General features: G+C 74.8%; 18 protein-coding genes. 15 read left to right on the plus strand and 3 right to left on the minus strand.

Annotation, left to right across the window (positions count from 1 at the left end):
* Window positions 1-86: 86 nt before the first annotated feature.
* Entirely contained in the window at window positions 87-509 is a 423-nt protein-coding gene (locus CP968_RS19740) for an SsgA family sporulation/cell division regulator (protein ID WP_150519267.1), read from the minus strand.
* A gap of 176 nt (window positions 510-685) precedes the next feature.
* Here CP968_RS19740 and CP968_RS19745 point away from each other — a divergent pair, with 176 nt between their 5' ends.
* The 4 genes from CP968_RS19745 (at window position 686) to CP968_RS19760 (ending at window position 4,552) form a co-directional block, all read left to right on the plus strand.
* Window positions 686-1,741, plus strand: a complete 1,056-nt coding sequence (locus CP968_RS19745) for an energy-coupling factor ABC transporter permease (RefSeq protein ID WP_150519268.1) — start codon at window positions 686-688, stop codon at window positions 1,739-1,741.
* Window position 1,742: 1 nt separating this feature from the next.
* A complete protein-coding gene (gene cbiQ, locus CP968_RS19750) occupies window positions 1,743-2,504 on the plus strand; it encodes a cobalt ECF transporter T component CbiQ (RefSeq protein WP_150519269.1) in 762 nt (253 codons plus the stop codon).
* Window positions 2,492-3,286 carry an energy-coupling factor ABC transporter ATP-binding protein gene (locus tag CP968_RS19755; protein WP_150519270.1) on the plus strand — a complete coding sequence of 265 codons (795 nt, stop codon included), beginning with the start codon at window positions 2,492-2,494 and terminating at the stop codon, window positions 3,284-3,286. The genes cbiQ and CP968_RS19755 overlap by 13 nt, the downstream gene beginning before the upstream one ends.
* Window positions 3,287-3,358: 72 nt before the next feature.
* The gene (locus CP968_RS19760) at window positions 3,359-4,552 is read left to right on the plus strand and encodes a serine hydrolase domain-containing protein (RefSeq protein WP_150519271.1); all 1,194 of its coding nucleotides are present in this window, start codon (window positions 3,359-3,361) and stop codon (window positions 4,550-4,552) included.
* On the opposite strand, the gene CP968_RS19765 is transcribed toward CP968_RS19760, so the two are convergent.
* Together CP968_RS19765 and CP968_RS19770 are read right to left on the minus strand one after the other, a co-directional pair.
* Window positions 4,539-6,173, minus strand: coding sequence for a penicillin-binding transpeptidase domain-containing protein (locus CP968_RS19765; protein ID WP_150519272.1), 1,635 nt, complete (start codon window positions 6,171-6,173; stop codon window positions 4,539-4,541). The genes CP968_RS19760 and CP968_RS19765 overlap by 14 nt on opposite strands.
* Before the next feature lie 164 nt (window positions 6,174-6,337).
* A complete protein-coding gene (locus CP968_RS19770) occupies window positions 6,338-8,107 on the minus strand; it encodes a dolichyl-phosphate-mannose--protein mannosyltransferase (RefSeq protein WP_150519273.1) in 1,770 nt (589 codons plus the stop codon).
* Between the two features lie 183 nt (window positions 8,108-8,290).
* On the opposite strand from CP968_RS19770, the gene rsmI reads away from it, so the two are divergent.
* The 11 genes from rsmI to galE all read left to right on the plus strand — a co-directional run bounded on the left by rsmI (window position 8,291) and on the right by galE (window position 22,064).
* Window positions 8,291-9,199, plus strand: coding sequence for a 16S rRNA (cytidine(1402)-2'-O)-methyltransferase (gene rsmI, locus CP968_RS19775; RefSeq protein WP_150519274.1), 909 nt, complete (start codon window positions 8,291-8,293; stop codon window positions 9,197-9,199).
* Between the two features lie 160 nt (window positions 9,200-9,359).
* On the plus strand, window positions 9,360-9,887 hold the full coding sequence (locus CP968_RS19780; protein WP_373303987.1) for a hypothetical protein: 528 nt from the start codon (window positions 9,360-9,362) through the stop codon (window positions 9,885-9,887).
* A 64-nt stretch (window positions 9,888-9,951) separates the two neighbouring features.
* Window positions 9,952-10,827 (plus strand): TatD family hydrolase, encoded by an 876-nt coding sequence (locus CP968_RS19785; RefSeq protein WP_150519275.1) that lies wholly within the window; start codon window positions 9,952-9,954, stop codon window positions 10,825-10,827.
* A gap of 365 nt (window positions 10,828-11,192) precedes the next feature.
* Window positions 11,193-12,686 (plus strand): resuscitation-promoting factor, encoded by a 1,494-nt coding sequence (locus CP968_RS19790; protein WP_150522010.1) that lies wholly within the window; start codon window positions 11,193-11,195, stop codon window positions 12,684-12,686.
* On the plus strand, window positions 12,683-13,594 hold the full coding sequence (gene rsmA / locus CP968_RS19795; RefSeq protein ID WP_150519276.1) for a 16S rRNA (adenine(1518)-N(6)/adenine(1519)-N(6))-dimethyltransferase RsmA: 912 nt from the start codon (window positions 12,683-12,685) through the stop codon (window positions 13,592-13,594). Before CP968_RS19790 ends, rsmA begins: the two co-directional genes overlap by 4 nt.
* Entirely contained in the window at window positions 13,591-14,538 is a 948-nt protein-coding gene (locus tag CP968_RS19800) for a 4-(cytidine 5'-diphospho)-2-C-methyl-D-erythritol kinase (protein WP_229885896.1), read from the plus strand. Before rsmA ends, CP968_RS19800 begins: the two co-directional genes overlap by 4 nt.
* A gap of 159 nt (window positions 14,539-14,697) precedes the next feature.
* The gene (locus tag CP968_RS19810) at window positions 14,698-16,494 is read left to right on the plus strand and encodes an ABC-F family ATP-binding cassette domain-containing protein (RefSeq protein WP_150519277.1); all 1,797 of its coding nucleotides are present in this window, start codon (window positions 14,698-14,700) and stop codon (window positions 16,492-16,494) included.
* Between the two features lie 153 nt (window positions 16,495-16,647).
* Window positions 16,648-18,345 carry an outer membrane protein assembly factor BamB family protein gene (locus tag CP968_RS19815; protein WP_150519278.1) on the plus strand — a complete coding sequence of 566 codons (1,698 nt, stop codon included), beginning with the start codon at window positions 16,648-16,650 and terminating at the stop codon, window positions 18,343-18,345.
* Window positions 18,346-18,421: 76 nt separating this feature from the next.
* Window positions 18,422-20,152: a PQQ-binding-like beta-propeller repeat protein gene (locus CP968_RS19820; protein ID WP_150519279.1), complete on the plus strand. Its 1,731-nt coding sequence runs from the start codon at window positions 18,422-18,424 to the stop codon at window positions 20,150-20,152.
* Window positions 20,153-20,306: 154 nt separating this feature from the next.
* Window positions 20,307-20,999, plus strand: a complete 693-nt coding sequence (locus tag CP968_RS19825) for a response regulator transcription factor (protein WP_150522012.1) — start codon at window positions 20,307-20,309, stop codon at window positions 20,997-20,999.
* A gap of 105 nt (window positions 21,000-21,104) precedes the next feature.
* Entirely contained in the window at window positions 21,105-22,064 is a 960-nt protein-coding gene (gene galE, locus CP968_RS19830) for a UDP-glucose 4-epimerase GalE (RefSeq protein ID WP_150519280.1), read from the plus strand.
* The last annotated feature ends 234 nt before the right edge of the window (window positions 22,065-22,298 follow it).

Raw genomic sequence — 22,298 nt, forward strand, 5'->3', positions numbered from 1 at the left:
GTCCCGCGCCACCGCGCGACCCGCGTACGAAGGCCCGGCCCCGTACCGCCCGATCACCGGGCGGTACGGGGCCGGGCCCGTTGCTCCTACCGGGTGGCGGGGGCGTACGTACGGCGCAGGAAGCGGCGCAGGACCGCGATGTCGAACTGGACCACCGCGACTCCCTCGGGGGAGTGGAACTCGACCACCGCCTGGACCCGGCCGCAGGGCCAGATGCGAACGTCCCCGGTGCCGGTCGGTGCCTGCAGGCCCGCCTCCAGGAGGGCGCGGGGGAAGACCCACTCGTTGTCGGTGCCCTCGGGGGAGAGGTCCGCCGGGAAGACGATCCGCACGGCCAGCGGCTCGGCGGGCGCGAAGCGTAGGGCGACCGGGATGGTCCGGTAGAGGGGGTCGTCGGTGATCACCCGGGCCCGGACGCGCTCCTCGACGACGGCCGCGGGGGCGGTCGTGTCGGTGACGGTCGCGGTACCCGCCGCGGCGGCCGGCGGATTCTCGGCGGTGGCTGACATCGACAAGACTCCTCGAAATTGGAACATATGAGTCCGTTTGTCCGTCCAGCCTCGCACATTCCCACGAAAGCGCGCGGCTCCTTTTGTGACCGCTGCGCTCTTGCCAACTGTTTGCAAGTGGGCACTATTCTTGAACGGTTAAAGACTTTGTGAGGAAGAGGAAGCGGAGCCCCTCCATGCATGTGCCCGACGGATTCATCAACGCACCCGTCTCGGTGGCCGCCGGAGTGGTGGCCGCCGCCGCGGTGGGCGTCAGCCTGCGCGGCGCCCGGCGCGAGCTCGACGAGCGCACCGCGCCGCTCGCCGGCCTCGTCGCCGCGTTCATCTTCGCCGTCCAGATGCTCAACTTTCCCGTCGCCGCCGGCACCAGCGGCCACCTGCTCGGCGGGGCGCTCGCCGCGATACTCGTCGGCCCCTACACCGGCGTGCTCTGCGTCTCCGTGGTCCTCCTCATGCAGGGCCTGCTCTTCGCCGACGGCGGCCTGACCGCCCTCGGCGTCAACATCACCGTCATGGGCGTCGTCACCGTGGTCGTCGCGTACGCGATCTTCCGCGGGCTGCTCGCGGTGCTGCCGGCCACCCGCCGGTCCGTGACCGTCGCCGCCTTCACCGGCGCGCTGCTCTCCGTCCCGGCCGCGGCCACCGCCTTCACCGCCGTCTACGCGGTCGGCGGCACCACCGACGTCGCCATCGGCAAGGTGTTCACCGCCATGGTCGGCGTGCACGTGCTCATCGGCATCGGCGAGGCCGTCATCACCGCGGCCACCGTCGGCGCCGTCATCGCCGTCCGCCCCGACCTGGTGCACGGCGCCCGCGGCCTGAGCGCGCCGCTGAAGCTGCGCGTCGGCGGCGAACTCGTCGACGCCCCGGCCGCCGCCCCGGCGCCGGTCGCGGCCCGCTCCATCCGGAAGGTGTGGATCACCGGCCTGGTCACCGCCCTGGTCCTCGCCGGGTTCGTCTCCTACTACGCGTCCGCCAGCCCCGACGGCCTGGAGAAGGTCGCCGCCGACAAGGGCATCGACGCCAAGGTCGAGGACCACGCGGCCGCCGGCTCCCCGCTCGCCGACTACGGCGTCAAGGACGTCGACGACGCCCGCCTGTCCGGCGGCCTCGCCGGGGTCATCGGCGTCGGTGCGACCGTCGCCGTCGGCACCGGCATCTTCTGGACCGTGCGCCGCCGCCGCTCCGACGAGCTCACCGCGACCTCCGCCTCCGCCCCCACGGCGGGCTGACGTGGGCGCCGGCCACGCCCACCAGCTCTACCGGCACGGGCACTCGCCGGTCCACGACCTGCCCCCGCACTGCAAGCTCGCCGCCGTCTTCGCCTTCGTGATCGTCGTGGTGTCCACCCCGCGCGAGGCGGTCTGGGCCTTCGGCCTCTACGCCCTGCTCCTCGCGGCGGTCGCGGCCGCGGCCCGCGTCCCGGCCGGCTACCTGCTGCGGCGGCTGCTGATCGAGGTCCCGTTCGTCGCCTTCGCCGTCCTCATGCCCTTCGTGGCGGAGGGGGAGCGGGTGCACGTCCTGGGCCTGTCCCTCAGCGTCTCCGGCCTGTGGGGCGCCTGGAACGTCCTGGCCAAGGGCACCCTGGGCGTCGCCGCCTCCGTGCTGCTCGCCTCCACCACCGAGCTGCGGGCCCTGCTGCTGGGCCTCCAGCGGCTGAAGCTGCCGCCGCTGCTGGTGCAGATCGCCTCCTTCATGATCCGTTACGGGGACGTGGTCTCCGACGAGCTCCGCCGGATGTCCGTCGCCCGCCGCTCCCGCGGCTTCGAGGCCCGCGGCGTAAGGCACTGGGGCGTGCTCGCCAAGACCGCCGGCGCGCTCTTCATCCGCTCCTACGAGCGCGGCGAGCGCGTCTACCTGGCCATGGTCAGCCGCGGCTACGCCGGCTCGATGCCGGTGATCGACGAGGTCTCCGCCTCGCGCGCGCAGTGGGCGTACGCGGCCGCCCTCCCGGTGACGGCCCTCGCCGTCTGTCTGATGGGATGGACCCTGTGACCGCACCCTCCGGCCCCCCCGCACCCCCGGCGCAGGACGCGCCCTCCCTGGAGGTCTCCGGCCTCGCCTACGCCTACCCCGACGGCCACCAGGCCCTCTTCGGCGTGGACCTCACCGTCGGGCGCGGCGAGCGCGTCGCCCTGCTCGGGCCCAACGGCGCCGGCAAGACCACCCTGGTGCTGCACCTCAACGGCATCCTCGGCGGCGGCGTGGGCACCGTCACCGTGGCCGGGCTGCCCGTCGAGAAGCGCAACTTCGCCGAGATCCGGCGCCGGGTGGGCATCGTCTTCCAGGACCCCGACGACCAGCTCTTCATGCCCACCGTCCGGGAGGACGTGGCCTTCGGCCCGGCCGCGGCGGGCCTGCGCGGCGCCGAGCTGGAGGAGCGGGTCGCGGCCGCGCTGGCCCAGGTCGGCATGGCCGACTTCGCCGACCGGCCGCCGCACCACCTGTCCTTCGGACAGCGCCGCCGCGTCGCCGTCGCGACCGTCCTGGCCATGCGCCCCGAGATCCTGGTCCTGGACGAGCCCTCCTCCAACCTGGACCCGGCCTCGCGGCGGGAGCTCGCGGACATCCTGCGGTCCCTGGACGTGACCGTGCTGATGGTCACCCACGACCTGCCGTACGCCCTGGAGCTGTGCCCGCGGGCCGTGGTCCTCAGCGGCGGCGCCATCGCGGCGGACGGCCGCACCCAGGACCTGCTGTGCGACGAGCGGCTGATGCGCGCGCACCGACTGGAGCTGCCCTTCGGCTTCGACCCGCGCTCGGTGACCGTGGCGTAGGCGGACGGACCTCCGTGCCGGGGCCGGGGGCCGGCCCGGCATAAGGGGCCCGCACGGGACGTTGGACCGCTCGTGGAGATCCAGGGTGAGGTGGCGGAGGGCTTCGAGCCGGTCCGCGAGGCGTTCGTACGCAACTTCGAGGTGCTCGGGGACCGGGGCGCGGCCGTCGCCGTGTACCGGGACGGGCGCCGGGTGGTCGACCTGTGGGCCGGCCCGAAGGACGCCGACGCCCCCGCCGGCCCGGCCGAACCGTGGACAGCGGGCACCGCGCAGGTGGTGCGGTCCGCCACCAAGGGGGTCGCCGCCGCCGTACCGCTGCTGCTGCACCAGCGGGGGCTGCTGGACCTGGCCGCTCCGGTGGGCTCGTACTGGCCGGAGTTCAAGGCGGCCGGCAAGGAGCGGGTCCTCGTACGGGACCTGCTCGCGCACCGGGCCGCGATACCCGCGCTCGACCGGAGCCTGACCCCCGCCGAGGCCCTCGACGGGGCGACGGGCCCGCGCGCGGTCGCCGCGCAGCGGCCATTCTGGGAGCCCGGCACCGCGCACGGCTACCACGCGCAGACCTACGGCTGGCTGCTGTCGGAGCTGGTGCTCCGGGTGACCGGCGCCTCCCTCGGGCAGTGGCTGGCGCGGGAGGTGACCGGGCCGCTGGGCCTGGACTTCTGGATCGGCCTGCCCGCGGCCGAGGCGGCGGCGGGCCGGGTCGGCCGGGTCGCCGCGGTGGCGCCGCCGGAGCGCCCCGGCACGCTGCGGACCCGGCCGCGCAGGAACGTCTCCGAGGCCTACGCCGATCCGGCCTCGCTCACCCGCCGCGCCTTCGCCGCCATCGACCCGCTGCCGGACGAGAACGCCCCCGCCTACCGGGCCGCCGAACTCCCGGCGTCGGCGGGCACCGGCACGGCGCGGGCGCTGGCCGGCTTCTACGCGGCGCTGCTGGACGACACCGACGACGGCGCCCGGCTCTTCACCCCGCGCACCACCGCGCTGGCCGGGTCGGAGCTCTCCGCCGGGCCCGACCGGGTCCTCGTGGTGAACACCCGCTTCGGACCGGGCTACATGCTGCACGGCCCGGCCTCCCCGCTGCTGTCCCCGGCCTCCTTCGGGCACCCCGGGCGCGGCGGCTCGCTGGCCTTCGCCGACCCGGAGGCCGGCATCGGCTTCGGCTACGTCACCAACGCCCTGGCCCCCTCGGTCACCGCCGACCCGCGGGCCCAGGCGCTGGTCCGGGCGGTACGCACGGCGGCGGCCGGGGTCAGCCGGCCCTGAGGACCGTGGCGACGATCGGGCCCGCCGCGTCGCCGCCGTGGCCGCCGCCCTCGACCATCGCCGCCGCGGCCACGTCGCCGCTGAAACCGGTGAACCAGCTGTCCGGGCTCCCCGCGCCGTCGACCTCCGCCGAGCCGGTCTTCGCGCCCTTGTCGCCGCCGACCGGCCGCATCGCCTCGGCCGCCGTCCCGCTGGTGGCCGTCAGCCGCATCATGGAGACCAGCTGCTGCTGCACGGCCGGCTTCATCCGCCGCTGCGCCTTGGCGACCGTACGGCCGTCGAGCTCGGCGGGGACCAGCAGCGGCTGGCGGAACACCCCGGTGCGCGCGGTGGCGGTGAGGGACGCGACGTTCAGCGGGTTCATGGTGATCCGGCCCTGCCCTATGTACGCGGCCGCGGCCTCCGCGCCCGTAGCCGTCGGGACCTTGCCGTCGGTGGACTTGATGCCGGTCTTCCAGTCCAGCCCGATGCCGAAGACCTCGGTGGCCTCCCGCGACAGCGCGCCGTCGTCGTCGACGTCGTCGATCTGCTTGATGAAGGCGGTGTTGCAGGACCGGGCGAAGCTCGTGGCGAAGTTCGTGCCCGCGGGCAGGCTGAAGTTCTTCAGGTTGTGGAAGCCGCGGCCGCCCCACTCCGCCAGCGCCGGGCAGTCGGCCGGCTGCCCGGCCGCCACCTTGCCGCGGTCGATCAGCATGGCCGCCGTGACGATCTTCATCGTGGAGCCGGGGGCCCGGTTGCCCGTCATCGCCGCGTCGTAGCCGTCCTTGCGGTGGTTGGCGATGGCCAGGATGTGCCCGTTGCTCGGCTGGACGGCGACCACCGACGCCTCCGGGTACGCGGCCACCGCCTTCTCGGCGGCCGCCTGCACCTTCGCGTCCAGGTACGTCGTGAGCAGGCTCGGCTCGCCCTCGGCGAGGGTCAGCAGCGTCCGCTTCGCGGCGCCCGAACCGGCCGCCGGTTCGATCCACAGCTCGGCCCCCGGCCTGCCGCCCGCCTTCGCGCCGTAGGTCTCGCGGAGTTGGCCGAGGACGGGCCGCAGCGAGGGGTACTTCTCGGCGGTCAGCTCGACGCCGTTGCGGTCCACGGCCTTGACCGGCGGGGTGGCGGGCGCCCCGGCGCGCAGCGACTCGCCCGGCCCGAGCTCCGGGTGCAGGACCGAGGGCTGCCAGTCGACCAGCGGCTTGCCCGAGGTCAGCCCGCGCACCACGGTCAGCTTGGACGCGTAGGCCAGGGGCTTGGTGACCCCCTCGTACGTGACCTCGGCGGCGACCGAGAAGGGCACGGTGGTGCCGGTGGGCGTGCCGGGGGTGATCACGGCCCTGGACACGTACGCCTTGGTCCTGAAGTCCGCCACCGCGCTCTGCGCGGCCGCCGCGTTGTTCGTCAGCGCGGCGGCGCCCTCGCCGTCGCCGGCCGCCCAGGCCGCCAGGAAGGCCTCGGCGGCCCGGGCCGCCTCCTTCTCGGTGACCGGCCCGCTGCCCCGCTCCGACCGGGCGGAGACCTCCCCGTCCTTGCCGTCACCGCCGCCGTCGCCGACGAGCGCGTACGCGCCGACGGCGGCCCCTCCGGCCATCACCAGGAACACCCCGCCGATGACCGCACCCTTCGCTGCCCCGTTCACTGCTGGCCCCTCCCCGGGAAACACGGCTCTCTGAACGCGTTCAAAGAACTCCGGGTGCAGACCTTACGCGGAGCCGACAACTTCCCCGGCCCTTGTTACCGGACCGGGACATCCGCCCCCGCCGGGCCCCCGCCCGCCCGGCGACGCCCGCCCGGGGACCGCCGCTACACCCAGGTGTCCAGCCACATGCGGCCGCGCCAGGAGTCCAGCGGGATGGACTGGCCCGTGTAGATGGGCCAGAAGTAGATGAAGTTCCACGCGATCAGCAGGACCAGCACCCCCGCGCCGATCGCGCCCACGGCGCGCCGGCGTTCCGAGGAGCCCGCCGGGCCCAGGAGGGCGCCGATCATCATCGCCACCGCCAGGCACAGGTACGGGACGAAGACCACCGCGTAGAAGAAGAAGATGGTCCGCTCCTGGTAGTTGAACCAGGGCAGCAGACCCGCGCCCAGGGCGCAGGCGATGGCGCCCGCCCGCCAGTCGCGGCGGAAGAACCAGCGCCACAGCACGTACAGCAGCGCGAAGCAGCCCGCCCACCACAGCAGCGGCGTGCCCAGGGCCAGGACCTCGCGGGCGCACTTGCCCGCGGCCGTCGCCGGGCAGCCGTCCGTGCCGGGGCCGGGGGACTCGTAGAAGAAGGAGACGGGCCGGCCCAGGACCAGCCAGCTCCACGGGTTGGACTCGTAGGTGTGCCCGGAGGTCAGGCCGACGTGGAACTTGTAGACCTCGGTCTCGTAGTGCCACATGCTGCGCAGCCACTCCGGCAGGAACGACAGCGGGCTGCCCTGGTCGTACTTGGCCGCCCAGTCGCGCAGGTAGCCGCCCTTGCCGTTGTCCGGGCTGAAGATCCAGCCCGACCACGAGGCCACGTACGTCGCCACCGCCACCGGCACCGTCGAGACGAAGCCCGGCAGCGCGTCCCGGCGCAGCATCGAGGCGTACGGCGCGCCCGCGCCCGCGGTGCGCCGCGCGGCGGCGTCCCACAGCACGGTCAGGACGCCGAAGAAGGCCAGCACGACGAAGCCGTTCCACTTCGTGCCCGCGGCCAGGCCCAGGCAGACGCCGGCCAGGATGCGGTACGGGCGCCAGCCCAGCCGCAGGGTCTCGGCGATCACCGTGTCGGGCCGCGTCCTCCCCTCCGCGTCCACCGGGAGGGCGTCGGCGAGCCGGGCCCGGGTCCGGTCCCGGTCGACGAGCAGCGCCCCGAAGGCCGCCAGCACGAAGAACATCAGCACCAGGTCGAGCAGGGCGGTGCGGCTCATCACCAGGTGCAGGCCGTCCACCGCCAGCAGCGCGCCCGCCAGGCAGCCCAGGAAGGTGGAACGCAGGAGGCGCCGTCCGATCCGGCACAGCATCAGCACCGAGAGGGTGCCGAGCAGGGCGGTCATGAACCGCCAGCCGAAGGGGGTCAGGCCGAACATCCACTCGCCGAGCCCGATGACCCACTTGCCGACCGGCGGGTGCACGACGTAGCCCGGGTCGACGGGCAGCGGCACCCCGTCCGGGTTGGCCAGGATCGACTTGTCGATGTCCTTGGGCCAGCTCGCCTCGTAGCCCTGCCTGATCGTCGCCCAGGCGTCCTTGGCGTAGTACGTCTCGTCGAATATCACCGCCTTCGGGGTGCCCAGGTGCACGAACCGCAGCACCCCGGCGACCGCCGCCACCAGCAGCGGACCCGCCCACGCGAGCACGCGCCGCCAGGTGCCCCACACCTCGGGCCGCAGCCCGAAGGCCGCCCACAGCTGCGCCGAGGGCCTGGCGTACGGGGGCACCAGGCGGGTGCGGACGTCACCGCCCGGCGCGGCGCCGGCGGGCGGCGCGTAGCCGAAGCCGCGCAGGCGGCGCAGCCACGTGGGGGGCTCGTCTGCGCGTCCCGCGGGCGGGGCGGGCGGGGCCCCCGCGGGGCTGGGCGGCGGCGTCGCGGTACTGGTCACCGGGTCATGGTAGGGAACCGATCTGTGCGCGCCCCAGTCCTGCGGGTGCGTCGGCCCCGCGGTGTGCCCGGCCGTGCGCGCGCCGCGGGGCGCGGACCGGGCGGAAAGGGGCGGCGCGGGCGGATCGGCGGCGTGCGCGGCGCCGCGGGCCGGGCGCGCGGCGGGGGCTGAGAGGATGGACGGGTGACAGCTGACCAGCCCCGCGGCACCGAACCCGTCCACACGCCCGCCGGCCAGGCAGGCGTCCTCGTCCTCGCCGGGACCCCGATCGGCGACCTCGCGGACGCCCCGCCGCGGCTCGCCGCCGAGCTGGAGCGGGCCGACGTGATCGCCGCCGAGGACACCCGGCGGCTGCGCCGGCTGACCCAGGGGCTCGGGGTGCACACCACCGGGCGCGTCCTGTCGTACTTCGAGGGCAACGAGTCGGCCCGCACCCCCGAGCTGGTCGAGGCCCTGGAGGCCGGCAAGCGGGTCCTGCTGGTGACCGACGCGGGCATGCCCTCGGTCTCGGACCCCGGCTACCGGCTGGTCGCCGCCGCCGTGGAGAAGGACCTGAAGGTCACCGCCGTGCCGGGGCCGTCGGCCGTGCTCACCGCCCTCGCCCTGTCGGGGCTGCCGGTGGACCGGTTCTGCTTCGAGGGCTTCCTGCCGCGCAAGGCCGGCGAGCGCCTGGGCCGGCTGCGGGAGGTCGCGGGCGAGCGGCGCACGCTCGTCTACTTCGAGGCCCCGCACCGGCTCGACGACACCCTCGCGGCCATGGCCGAGGTGTTCGGGGCCGACCGGCGGGCCGCCGTCTGCCGCGAGCTGACCAAGACCTACGAGGAGGTCAGGCGCGGCGGGCTCGGCGCGCTCGCGGCCTGGGCCGCCGAAGGCGTGCGCGGGGAGATCACCGTCGTGGTGGAGGGCGCTCCGGCGGCCGGCCCCGGCGACGTGGACGACGAGGAGCTGGTGCGCAGGGTGCGGGTGCGCGAGGAGGCGGGGGAGCGGCGCAAGGAGGCGATCGCGGCGGTGGCGGCCGAAGCGGGCGTACCCAAGCGGGACGTCTTCGACGCGGTCGTCGCGGCAAAGAACGCGACACAAAAGGTGTGTTAAGTCGGTAAAGAGCTAACCTGAAAAGCAAAGCCCAGACCGCGCACCGCCGCCTTTGGGCATGAGTCGCCCAAAGACCGTCCAACACTGGACCGGACCTGATGCGCTCCCGCCCGAAGAGGCGTCCACTGGCAAAGGCACCAGTGGAACAAGAGGAGCTGGCATGAGTGAGATCGCAGACACCCCCGTACCCGTCCCCGCCGCCGCACCCGGAGCCTTTTCCATACCCGCGGCGGCGGCGGCCACGGCGCCGGCCGTGCCGACCGTGCACGAGGCGTACTCCTTCGCCTGCATGAAGTGCGGGTACGGCTGGGAGCAGGCCTACGCGATAGAGCACCACGTCGACGGCAACGGCCAGCCGTTCATCCGGTACACGGCCGACGGCGAGCGCGTCCCCTCCCCGCTGTCGAACCCGACCTGCCTGAACTGCGGCGGGCACATCGTGCGGATCATGCGCGCGGGGCAGGTCTCCTCGGTGCTCGGCATGCTCGACCAGCTCTACCACCACCCCGTCGCGCCCGGCATCGCCGGCCCGGTCCCCGCGGGCGAGAACCTCCCGCGCCCGCCGAAGCAGCGCCGCGCCCGCCGCGGCCACGAGGGCCCGGGGCCCGTCGCGCCCGGGGCCGACGGCGAGGACCGCCGCGGCAAGGGGCTCGGTGCCCGGCTGCGGGGACTGTTCCGCCGCTCGTAGACCGCCGTGGGCGGTCCCGCTCCCGGAGACCGACGGGCAGGGCGCCGGTCATAGGATCGGCCGTATGAGCACCGCTTCGAAGGACGTCCCGCCCCCGCTCCCCGAACCCCTGCGGGTGGCCGTGGCGGACTCGCACACCCACCTCGACATGCAGTCCGGCACCGTCGAGGAGGCCCTCGCCAAGGCCGCCTCGGTGGGCGTGACCACCGTCGTCCAGGTCGGCTGCGACGTGAAGGGGTCCCGCTGGGCGGCCGAGACCGCGGCCGCCCACGACAACGTCCACGCCGCCGTGGCCCTTCACCCGAACGAAGCCCCCCGGATCGTCCACGGCGACCCCGACGGCTGGTCGCGGCAGGGCGCGCGCGCCGGCGGCGGAGAGGCCGCGCTCGACGGGGCGCTGGCCGAGATCGAGGCGCTCGCCGCGCTGGCGCACGTCAAGGCGGTCGGCGAGACCGGACTCGACCACTTCCGCACCGGACCGGAGGGCAGGGCGGCGCAGGAGCGCTCCTTCCGTGCCCACATCGAGATCGCCAAGCGGCAGGGCAAGGCGCTCGTCATCCACGACCGCGAGGCCCACGCCGACGTGCTGCGGGTCCTGCGCGAGGAGGGCGCCCCGGAACGGACGGTCTTCCACTGCTACTCGGGAGACGCCGAGATGGCCCGCGAGTGCGCCGCCGCCGGCTACTACCTGTCCTTCGCCGGGACCGTCACCTTCAAGAACGCGGCGCCCCTGCGGGAGGCCCTGGCCGTCGTTCCGCTGGAGCTGGTGCTCGTCGAGACCGACGCCCCGTACCTCACCCCGGCGCCGTACCGCGGACGGCCCAACGCGCCCTACCTCATCCCGCTGACCGTCCGGGCGATGGCGGCCGTGCGCGGCCTCGACGAGGACGCCATGGCCACCGCGCTCGCGGCCAACACGGCGCGCGCCTTCGCCTACTGAGCCGACACGCCGGGTAGCCGTCCGACTTTGGAGCGTGACGGCTCCTGCCGCTAAGGTGCCGTGCCCGAACCAGCAGGGGCCGGACCAGTGGAGCGAACGTCGTGAGCGATACGCAGGGCAGTCACCGCCGCGGCGGTCCCGTCCCGGGGGCGTACGAGGACACCTCCGCGGCCACCGCGCCCCCCGCTCCGGCCCACCTCCACCCGCACCCGGACGCCGGCCCGGGCCTCCCCTCCGGCCCCGGCCCCGAGCCCGCGGTGCCCGGCCCGCGCACCGGACGCCGGGCCCGGGGCCGCGCCGCCGCCGACGGGCCGGCCGAGGCCCCGTACGCCCCCGAAGCCCCGCCGGCCCCCTGCGCCCCGGCCATCGCGACCGGGCCCGGTCGCCGCAGGGGCGCCCCCGCCGAGGGGCCCGGCCCGGACGCACCCGCCGGGACCGGCTCGCGCCGGCGGCCCGGGGCGGCGGACCCGGACCCCGCACCCGCCGCCGGGCCCGGAACCGGCCGCCGCCGGGGAGCCGGGGAGCCCGCCCCGGCGGGCCCGCACGCCGCGGCGACCACCGCGCCCGCGCCCGTCGCCCCGCCCGCGCCCGCCGGACCGGGCCGCCGCCGCCGGGGCGCGGCCGAACCCGAACCCGAGGCCGAAACGGCGGCCGGTCCGGCGCACCGGCCCCCGGCCGCGCCCCCGGCCCCGGCCGCGCCCGGGACCGGCCGGCGGCGCGGCGGGCCGGGTGAGGCCGGGGGCGGCGCCGGCCGGGCCCCGGGCTCCGGCGGCACCTGGCGGCGCATCGTCCCGCAGGCCCTGGTCGTCGCCTTCCTGGCCGGGGGCACCACCGCCTTCGTCGCCGCCGACAAGGCCGTGCGCCTCACCGTCGACGGCGTCCCGCGCACGCTGCACACCTTCGCCGACGACATCGGCGAACTCCTCGCCTCCGAAGGCGTCGACGTCGGCCCCCACGACCTCGTCGCCCCCGCCCGAGGCCGCCACCTCGGCGACGGCGAGGAGGTCGTCGTCCGCTACGGGCGCCCCCTGCGCCTGACCCTCGACGGGCAGCGCCGCGAGGTGTGGACCACCGCCCGCACCGTCGAGGGCGCCCTCCACCAGCTCGGCATCCGCGCCGAGGGCGCCCACCTCTCCGCCCCGCGCACCGCGCCCGTGCCGCGCTCCGGCCTCGACCTCGGCGTCCGCACGGAGCGCAGCGTCACGTTCATGGCGGACGGCCGCGAACGCACCATCCGCACCAACGCGGCCACCGTCCGGGAGGCCCTGGACCAGGCCGGGATCACCCTGCGGGACCAGGACGCCACCTCGGTGCCCGCCACCGCCTTCCCGCGCGACGGGCAGACCGTCACCGTGCTGCGGATCACCGGCACCCGCGAGGTCCGCGAGGAGCGCCTCCCGTACGGGACCGAGCGGGTCAAGGACCCGACCCTGTTCGCCGGCACCGAGGTCGTCGAACGGGCCGGACAGCCGGGCGCGCGCCGGGTCACCTACAGCCTGCGCACCGTCAACGGGGTCCGGCAGCGGCCGCGCCGGATCGCCGAGGAGACCGTCCGCGAGCCCGTCACCCAGCTCGTCAAGGTCGGCACCAGGCCGCTGCCGAACTCCGTCGCGGGCGCCGACGGCCTCGACTGGGCCGCCCTCGCCCAGTGCGAGTCCGGCGGCCGGGCCGGCGCCACCGACCCCTCGGGGACGTACGGCGGGCTCTACCAGTTCGACGTCCGCACCTGGCAGGCCCTCGGCGGCAGCGGCCGCCCGCAGGACGCCTCCGGCTCCGAGCAGACGTTCCGGGCGAAGAAGCTCTACGTGCAGCGGGGGGCGAGTCCCTGGCCCCACTGCGGCCGTAGGCTTACCCGGTGAGCACCGCAGAGCAGCAGCCAGAAACCCCCGAAAACCCCGCGTCCGACTCCCTTCTCGGCCCCGCCGACATCAGGGAGCTGGCGGCGGTGCTCGGCGTCCGTCCGACGAAGCAGAAGGGCCAGAACTTCGTCATCGACGCCAACACGGTCCGCCGGATCGTGCGCACCGCCGGGGTGCGCCCCGACGACGTGGTCGTCGAGGTCGGGCCGGGCCTGGGCTCGCTGACGCTCGCCCTGCTGGAGGCCGCGGACCGGGTGGTGGCCGTCGAGATCGACGACGTGCTCGCCGCGGCGCTGCCCGCCACCATCGAAGCCCGCATGCCCGCGCGCACGGACCGTTTCGCACTGGTGCACTCCGACGCGATGCTCGTGACGGAGCTGCCCGGGCCCGCGCCGACCGCGCTCGTCGCGAACCTGCCGTACAACGTGGCCGTGCCCGTGCTGCTCACCATGCTCGACCGCTTCCCGAGCATCGAGCGGACCCTGGTCATGGTGCAGGCCGAGGTGGCCGACCGGCTGGCCGCCGAACCGGGCAACAAGGTGTACGGCGTGCCCTCGGTGAAGGCCAACTGGTACGCGCACGTCAAGCGGGCCGGCTCCATCGGCCGCAAGGTCTTCTGGCCCGCCCCGAACGTGGACTCCGGCCTCGTCTCGCTGGTCCGCCGGACCGAGCCGGTCAAGACCACCGCCTCCAAGGCCGAGGTCTTCGCCGTCGTCGACGCCGCCTTCGCGCAGCGCCGCAAGACGCTGCGGGCGGCGCTGGCCGGCTGGGCCGGTTCGGCCGCGGGCGCCGAGGCGGCGCTGGTCGCCGCCGGGATCTCGCCGCAGGCGCGCGGGGAGTCGCTGACGGTCGAGGAGTTCGCGGCCATCGCCGAGCACAAGCCCGCCGCCGAGCGGGCCGCGCTGTGACCGGGGTGGCGGGCGGCACCGACCGCCGCACCCGCGGCCCCGCCGCGCGCGCCGCCGTCACCGTGCGCGTCCCCGCGAAGGTCAACGTCCGGCTCGCGGTGGGCGCGGCCCGTCCCGACGGCTTCCACGACCTGGCCAACGTCTTCCTGGCGGTCTCCCTCTTCGACGAGGTCACCGCCACCCCCGCCGACGCGCTCACGGTCACCTGCGAGGGCCCGGACGCCGCCGAGGTGCCGCTGGACCGCACCAACCTCGCCGCCCGCGCCGCCGAGGTGCTCGCCGCGCGGGCCGGCCGGGAGCCGGCCGTCCACCTCCACATCGCCAAGCGCATCCCGGTGGCCGGCGGGATGGCGGGCGGCAGCGCGGACGGGGCCGCCGCCCTGCTCGCCTGCGACGCCCTGTGGGGCCTGGACACCCCGCGGGCCGAGCTCCTCGACCTCTGCGCCGGGCTCGGCAGCGACGTCCCCTTCAGCCTGGTGGGCGCAGCCGCCCTCGGCACCGGCCGCGGCGAGCTGCTGACCCCGGTCGACGCGGGCACCTTCCACTGGGTGTTCGCCGTCGCCGACGGAGGGCTGTCCACCCCGGCCGTCTTCCGCGAGTTCGACCGCCTCACCGCCGGTACGGACGTCCCCGAGCCGGCCTGCGGCCCCGCGCTGCTGGCCGCCCTCGCCGCGGGCGACCCGGACGCGCTGGCCGCCACCCTCGCCAACGACCTCCAGCCGGCCGCCCTGGCCCTGCGGCCCCGGCTCGCCGACACCCTCGCCGCGGGCACGGCCGCCGGCGCCCTGGCCGGGATCGTCTCCGGCTCCGGCCCCACCACGGCCTTCCTGGTGCGGGACGCGGCCGCCGCCGCCGAGGTTGCCGCCGCCCTGGCCGCGTCCGGCACCTGCCGCGCCACGCACGTGGCGTCCGGGCCGGTGCCGGGGGCCACCGTCCTGCCGTAGCCGTAGCCGTAGCCGTAGCCGTAGCCGTAGCCGTAGCCGTAGCCGTAGCCGCGGCCCGGCTGCCCGGTCCCGGCGGGGGCGGTTTCGGCGCAGCGGGCGGCCCGGCCCGGAGGGTTAGGCTGGGGGGCTGATCCACACCCCTTCCCTGGAGCGCGTCTGATGGCCGTCAATCTGGTCAATGTCGAGGCAGTCAGCAAGGTGTACGGCACACGTACCCTGCTCGACGGCATCTCCCTCGGCGTGTCCGAGGGGGACCGGATCGGCGTCGTGGGCCGCAACGGCGACGGCAAGACCACCCTCATCCGGATGCTCGCCAAACTGGAGGAGCCCGACAGCGGCCGGGTCACCCAGAACAGCGGCCTGCGCATGGGCGTCCTCACCCAGCACGACTCGCTCGACCCGGCGGCCACCGTCCGGCACGAGATCATCGGCGACATGGCCGACCACGAATGGGCCGGCAACGCCAAGATCCGCGACGTGCTGACCGGTCTCTTCGGCGGCCTGGACCTGCCCGGCTTCGGCCAGGGCCTGGACACCGTCATCGGCCCGCTCTCCGGCGGCGAGCGCCGCCGCATCGCGCTGGCCCAGCTGCTCATCGCCGACCAGGACCTGCTCGTCCTCGACGAGCCCACCAACCACCTCGACGTCGAGGGCATCTCCTGGCTGGCCGGGCACCTCCAGGAACGCCGCTCCGCGCTCGTCTGCGTCACCCACGACCGCTGGTTCCTCGACCAGGTCTGCACCCGCATGTGGGACGTGCAGCGCGGTGACGTCCACGAGTACGAGGGCGGCTACAGCGACTACGTCTTCGCCCGCGCCGAGCGCGACCGCATCGCGGCCACCGAGGAGTCCAAGCGGCAGAACCTGATGCGCAAGGAGCTCGCCTGGCTGCGCCGCGGCGCCCCCGCGCGCACCTCCAAGCCCCGCTACCGCATCGAGGCCGCCAACGAGCTCATCGCCGACGTGCCGCCGCCGCGCGACACCTCCGAGCTGATGAAGTTCGCCAACGCCCGCCTGGGCAAGACCGTCTTCGACCTGGAGGACGTCAGTGTCCACGCCGGGCCCAAGGTGCTCCTCGAACACCTCACCTGGCACCTGGGCCCCGGCGACCGCATCGGCCTCGTCGGCGTCAACGGCGCCGGCAAGACCTCCCTGCTGCGCGCGCTGGCCGAAGCCGCCCGCACCCAGGGCGAGGTGCAGCCCGCCGCGGGCAAGGTCGTCGTCGGCAAGACCGTCAAGCTGGCCTACCTCTCGCAGGAGGTCGGCGAACTCGACCCGTCCCTGCGGGTCCTGGAGGCGGTCCAGCGGGTGCGCGACCGCGTCGACCTCGGCAAGGGCCGCGAGATGACGGCGGGCCAGCTGTGCGAGCAGTTCGGCTTCACCAAGGAGAAGCAGTGGACGCCGGTCGGCGACCTCTCCGGCGGCGAGCGCCGCCGCCTGCAGATCCTGCGGCTGCTGATGGACGAGCCGAACGTCCTCTTCCTCGACGAGCCCACCAACGACCTCGACATCGAGACCCTCACGCAGCTGGAGGACCTCCTCGACGGCTGGCCCGGCTCGATGATCGTGATCTCCCACGACCGGTTCTTCATCGAGCGCACCACCGACACCGTGATGGCCCTCCTCGGCGACGCCAGCCTGCGCATGCTGCCCCGCGGCCTGGACGAGTACCTGGAGCGCCGCCGGCGGATGATCGAGGCGGCCGCTCCGGCGCCCGCCCCGGCCGCCCCGAAGTCCAGCTCCTCGGGGGACGCGCGCGCGGCGAAGAAGGAGCTGCAGAAGATCGAACGGCAGCTGAACAAGCTCTCCGACCGCGAGTCGGCCCTGCACGCGCAGATCGCCGAGCACGCCACCGACTACGACAAGGTGGCCAAGCTCGACGCCGAGTTGAGGGAACTGCTGTCCGACCGGGACGACTTGGAGATGCGCTGGCTGGAGCTGGCCGAGGAGGCGTAGCCTCCGCCGCCCGCGCGGCACAACGGCCGGATAACGGTGGCGTCACGGGCCGGTCCTCCCTTGGGAACAGGGGGTGGACCGGCCCGCCGTAAAGATGGCGTGAGTGATACAAAGGTCATCCCCCCACGCCCTCCGAAGCCGAAAGCCGCGCTGATGACCGAGCCGCCCCAGCCGCCGAACCAGCCGCCGACACCTTCCGGTTACGGGCACCTCCCGGGTCCGCCGCAGTCCGGCTACGGCCAACCGCCGCAGGGCGCCAACCCGTACGCACAGCAGCCGCCGACCGTTTCCGGCCACGGCGGCGCCCACGGCCCGGACGGGCAACCGGGCCGACAGCAGCACCCGCAGCCCGTCCCGCAGCCCGGGTACGGCTACCCGCCGCAGCCGTCGACCGTGCCGTTCGGCGCCCCCGGCACACCCGGCGCCCCCGGCACCCCGCCCCGGCGCAGGCCGGCCGCCCTGATCGTCGCCGCGGCCGTCGTCGGCGCCCTCGTCCTCGGGGCCGTCGGATACGCGGCGTTCTCCAACGACGGGGGCAAGAAGCCGGTCCCGCCCGTCGCACAGGGCTCCACGCCCGCCGACGCCAAGCCCTCCGCCTCCGTGGACAAGGGCGACGGCAGCGGCAACGGAGCCGCCGACACCGACCTCAACTCCGGCCGCAAGCCGGGCGAGGACAAGGTCCTCTGGCTGAAGACCGCCGCGATCGACGGCCCGGGCGCGGGCGTGGAGGCCGACGGCCAGTGGATCGTCGGCGACACCGTCGTCAAGAGCGTCTGGAAGTCCCTGACCGGCTACGCCGCCGCCGACGGCAAAGAGAAGTGGACCCTCCCCTTCCCCGCACCGATCTGCTCGACCACCCCGCAGACCACCGCCGACGGCAAGACCGTCGTCCTGTACCGCGACGGCGAGTCCGACAGCGCCTCCTGCACCCGGATGCGCGCGGTGGACCTCGCCACGGGCAGGGAGGCCTGGTCGAAGGAGGTGCCCAAGGAACAGCTCTTCGACATCTTCACCAGCCCCACCGTCGGCATCACGGGCGACACCGTCGCCATCAGCCGCGCCGGCACCGCCAGCGCCTTCAGGGTCTCCACCGGAGACAGGCTCTTCGCCAGCCCCCAGGCCGAGGGCTGCAAGCCCTCCGCCTACGCGGCCGGCAACGGCAGGCTGGTCGCCCTCGCCACCTGCCTGGACGACGACAAGACCGCCGAGATCCAGGGCACCGACCCCGTCACCGGCAAGAAGGGCTGGACCTACCGGGTCCCCAAGGGCTTCAAGGTCACCAGCGTCTACTCCGTGGACCCCCTCGTCGTCGACCTCGGCAACGAGACCACGAAGGAACGGGTGATCACGGTCATCGGACCCGACGGCAGGCAGGGCGCCAACCTCGTCGCCGAGGGCAAGTTCCCCCTCGGCTGCGGCGACACCGACGTCTTCCGCTCCCTGCTGGTCTGCTCCTCCGCCGCCGTCGACGCCGGCACCCTCTACCTCGCCACGGCCCCGGACCGCACCGCGGGCAACGAGCTCGTCGCCTTCGACCTGGCCGGCGGCAAGCAGAAGTGGCGCACCCCGGCCGGACCCGGACGCACCCTGACCCCGCTCAAGGCCGCGAACGGGCAGCTCGTCGCCTATCGCGAGGCCGAGGACGAGCAGGGCGGCGAGATCCTCTCCGTCCCGGCCGCCGGCGGCGCCCCCACCACGCTCCTGCGCAACCCGTCGGGCCCGGCCGCGGCCGTGGAGAGCTCCTTCTCCTCCCCGAAGGCCGACTACGTCGACGGACGCTTCTTCCTCTCCGTAACGAACCTGCGGGCCAAGGGCACGGACGAGAAGCTCCTGATGGTCTTCGGCAAGTGAACGCGTCCACCGAGCCGCCCACCGAGCCGCCCACCGAGCCGCCCACCGGGCCGCCCTCCGAGAGGCACAGCACCCCATGAGCACCCCGCCGCCCCCCAGCCAACCGCCGTCCGGCGGCTTCGGCGCGCCCCAGGATCCCCCGCCGGGCGGATTCGGCGGGCCCGTCCCGCCGCCCGCACCGCAGCAGCCCCCCGCACCGCCCGAGCAGCCCCCGGCCGACCAGCCCGCCGCCTACGGATACCCGCAGCAGCCCGGGTACGGCTACCCGCAGCAGCCCGGCCCCGCCGGCACCCCGCCGCCCTTCGGTCAGCCCCCCACCGTGCCGCAGTCCTTCCCGGCCGCGGCCCCGGCCCCGGCCGGCGGCAACGAGGTGCGCACCCAGCTGCTGATCGTCGGCGCGGCCCTGCTGGCCATCGTCCTGATCATCGGCGGCGGCTTCTGGTACACCTCGGGCGACGGGACCGACGCGGGCGGCGGCGGACGGAACACGGCCGACGGCAAGGAGCCCGGCGGCGACAAGCCGCAGGCCGGCCCCGCCGGTTCGGAGAAGGTCCCCGCCAACACCAAGTCGAAGCCGCTGTTCAACCAGCCCAACCCGCAGCCCGCCGAGGTCGTCAGCGTCGCCGGCTCCTGGCTCACCGACACCACGTACGTGAAGTCCGACGTGGCGAAGGTGGTCGGCTACAACACCGTCGACGGCGGCAAGAAGTGGGAACTGCCCTTCCCGGGCGAGCTGTGCGGCGCGACCCGGCACGTCAGCGACAACAAGACCGCCGTCCTGTTCAAGCCGTCCCTGCCGACGGCCGAGACCAAGTACCCGCAGTGCAGCGAGGTCGGCGTCATCGACCTCACCACCGGCAAGCTCGTCTGGTCCGGCAACGCCAAGAGCGCCACCAGCGGTGACAAGCCCGTCGCCTACAACGAGGTCACCATCAGCGGCCGGACCGTCGCCGCCGCCGGCGTGTCCGGCGGCGCCGCCTGGAACCTCGCCGACGGCGCGTCCCTGTGGCTGCCCAAGGTCGACGGCGAGGGCTGCCGCGACACCGGCTACGCGGGCGGCGAGGCCCTCGCGGTCATCCGCAAGTGCGGCCAGAGCTCCAACTACACGCTGCACGCGCAGTTGCTGGACCCGGCCACCGGCGCCCCGACCGTCTCCTACAAGCTCGCCCCGGGCATCGAGTACGCCGGCATCGTCTCCACCAAGCCCCTCGTCGTCGGCGCCGACGTCGGCAAGACCGCCAAGAACGCCACCGGCCTCAGCGACCTCTTCGTCGTCGGCCCCTCGGGCGAGCTGAAGGCCCGCATCTCCCTCGCCGACGGCACCTTCGCCGGCAAGTGCGCGGCCACCGAGGTCGAGAAGTGCTCCAACATGGTGGTGGGCAACGGCAAGCTGTACCTGCCCTCGTACGAGCACCAGGGGGGCTCGTCCGCCGTCAGCCGGACCAACGAACTGCTCTCGTTCGACCTGGAGACCGGCAAGCAGACCACCGACCGCGCCGACGCGGGCGAGGGCCACACCATCTTCCCGCTGCGCATGGACGGGTCGAACATCATCGCCTACAAGAGGCCGCCCTACGACAAGGGCGGCCAGGTGGTCAGCATCGACGGGACGACCATGAAGGAGACCGTCCTGATGGTGAACCCGGCGGACAAGGCGAGCCAGCGCATCGAGACCGCCTTCTCGCCCGAGTACTCCGAGTACCGCTACCACGACGGCAAGCTGTTCATCTCCCGCACGACGGCGCGCAAGCCGTACTCCGAAAAGAGCGACCCGGAGTACCTGTTCGTCTCGTTCACCGCGAGCTGAGCCGCGCCGCGGCCGGCGCGCCGCGCCCGCGCCGCACACCCGCACCCGGCCCCCGGACGGTCCGCTTTCCGGGGGCTTCTGCGCGGTATCCGCCGCGCACCGTCGAACAAGCGTGTAGCTTGCCGGGGCAGAAGGGTCGGGGGTGGGTGCCTTCATGGGCGTACGGGTCGTGGTGGTCGACGAGCACCGCCTGCTGGCCGAGGCGCTCGCCTCGGCCCTGAAACTGCGCGGTCACCGGGTGCTCGCCGCGGCCGCCCCGGCCGCGGGCGCCGCCGAACTGGTCATCAACCGGGCCCCGGAGGTCTGCCTGCTCGGCACCGCCACCCCGGCCCAGCCGGGCGTCTTCGAACCCGTGGTCCGCATCAAGCGCGAGCGCCCGCAGATCGCCGTGGTCGTCCTCGGCCCGGTCCCCAGCCCGCGCGGGATCGCCGCCGCCTTCGCCGCGGGCGCCTGCGGGTACGTGCGCCAGGACGAGCGGATCGAGGGCGTCGAGCGGGCGTTGGCCAAGGCCCGGGCCGGCGAGGTCGCCATCTCCCCGCAGCTGCTCCAGGGGGCCTTCGCGGAACTGCTCAACCCGGCCGCCCAGCCCGACGACGAGGCGGGCCGGCTGCTGCGGCTGCTGACCCCGCGCGAGGTGGAGGTGCTGGTGCGGGTCGCCGAGGGCGAGGACACCCGGCTCATCGCGGCGGGCATGGCCATCGCGCCGAGCACCGCGCGCACCCACGTGCAACGGGTGCTGATGAAGCTGGGCGTGGGCTCCCGGCTGGAGGCGGCTGCGCTGGCGGCCCGTACCGGACTGCTGGACCGGGCCGCGCCCGCGCGGCCGTTCACGGCGGGCCGCGACTGAAGCGGGCCGGGCGGACCCGATTTCCCTGCGGGCGCCCGATCGGGTAAGCCAGTCTCCAGCAGGTGCACGCATCCGGCGTGCTCCCCCGCGAGAGGCAGTAGGCGAGTGAGCAAGTACCTGGTTACCGGTGGCGCCGGATACGTCGGCAGCGTGGTCGCCGCCCACCTCCTGGAGGCCGGGCACGAGGTGACCGTGCTCGACGACCTGAGCACCGGCTTCCGCGCGGGCGTGCCCGAGGGCGCCGCCTTCATCGAGGGCCGCATCCAGGACGCCGCCGAGCACCTGGACGGCTCCTACGAGGCCGTCCTGCACTTCGCGGCGTCCTCGCAGGTCGGCGAGTCCGTGGCCGACCCGGCCAAGTACTGGGAGAACAACGTCGGCGGCACCCTCGCGCTGCTGAACGCCATGCGCGCGGCGGGCCTGCGCAAGCTGGTCTTCTCCTCCACCGCCGCCACCTACGGCGAGCCCGCGGAGGGCCTGCTGACCGAGGCCTCGGTCACCGCGCCGACCAACCCGTACGGGGCGACCAAGCTGGCCGTGGACCACATGATCGCGGGGGAGTGCGCGGCGCACGGCCTGGCCGCGGTGTCCCTGCGCTACTTCAACGTGGCCGGTGCGTACGGGGCGTTCGGCGAGCGGCACGCGCCCGAGACCCACCTGATCCCGCTGGTGCTCCAGGTCGCCCTGGGCGAGCGGGAGTCGATCTCGGTGTTCGGCGAGGACTACCCGACGCCGGACGGCACCTGCGTGCGCGACTACATCCACGTCGCGGACCTCGCGGAGGCGCACCTGGCCGCGCTGGAGCACGCCACCGCGGGCGAACACCTGATCTGCAACCTCGGCAACGGCAGCGGCTTCTCGGTGCGCGAGGTCGTCGAGACGGTCCGCAAGGTCACCGGCAGGGAGATCCCCGAGGTCGTCGCCCCGCGCCGGGCCGGCGACCCGGCCGTGCTCGTCGCCTCCGCCCGTACCGCCCACGAGCGCCTCGGCTGGACCCCGAGCCGCCCCGACCTCACCGGCATCATCGCGGACGCCTGGAACTTCGCGCGCACGCGGACCTCCTGAACCGAGGTCCCCGGCGGCGGCATCCCGCACCCCACGTCCCGCACCCCACGCCCCTCGCGCCCGCCCCGGCGCGGGGGGCGCGCGCGTGGGCGCCGCACGGCGCGGAGGGGGGCGGTGCGCGGGCGCCCGGCGCGCATGCGCCGGGTGACATGGACCCCGTGCAACTGCCCGTGGCACAGCCCGGTCCGGAATCGGCGTTCCGGGCGTTTCGGGTAGGCGAATTCAAGCCACCAC

The sequence above is a fragment of the Streptomyces subrutilus genome (assembly GCF_008704535.1).
Classification (GTDB): domain Bacteria; phylum Actinomycetota; class Actinomycetes; order Streptomycetales; family Streptomycetaceae; genus Streptomyces; species Streptomyces subrutilus.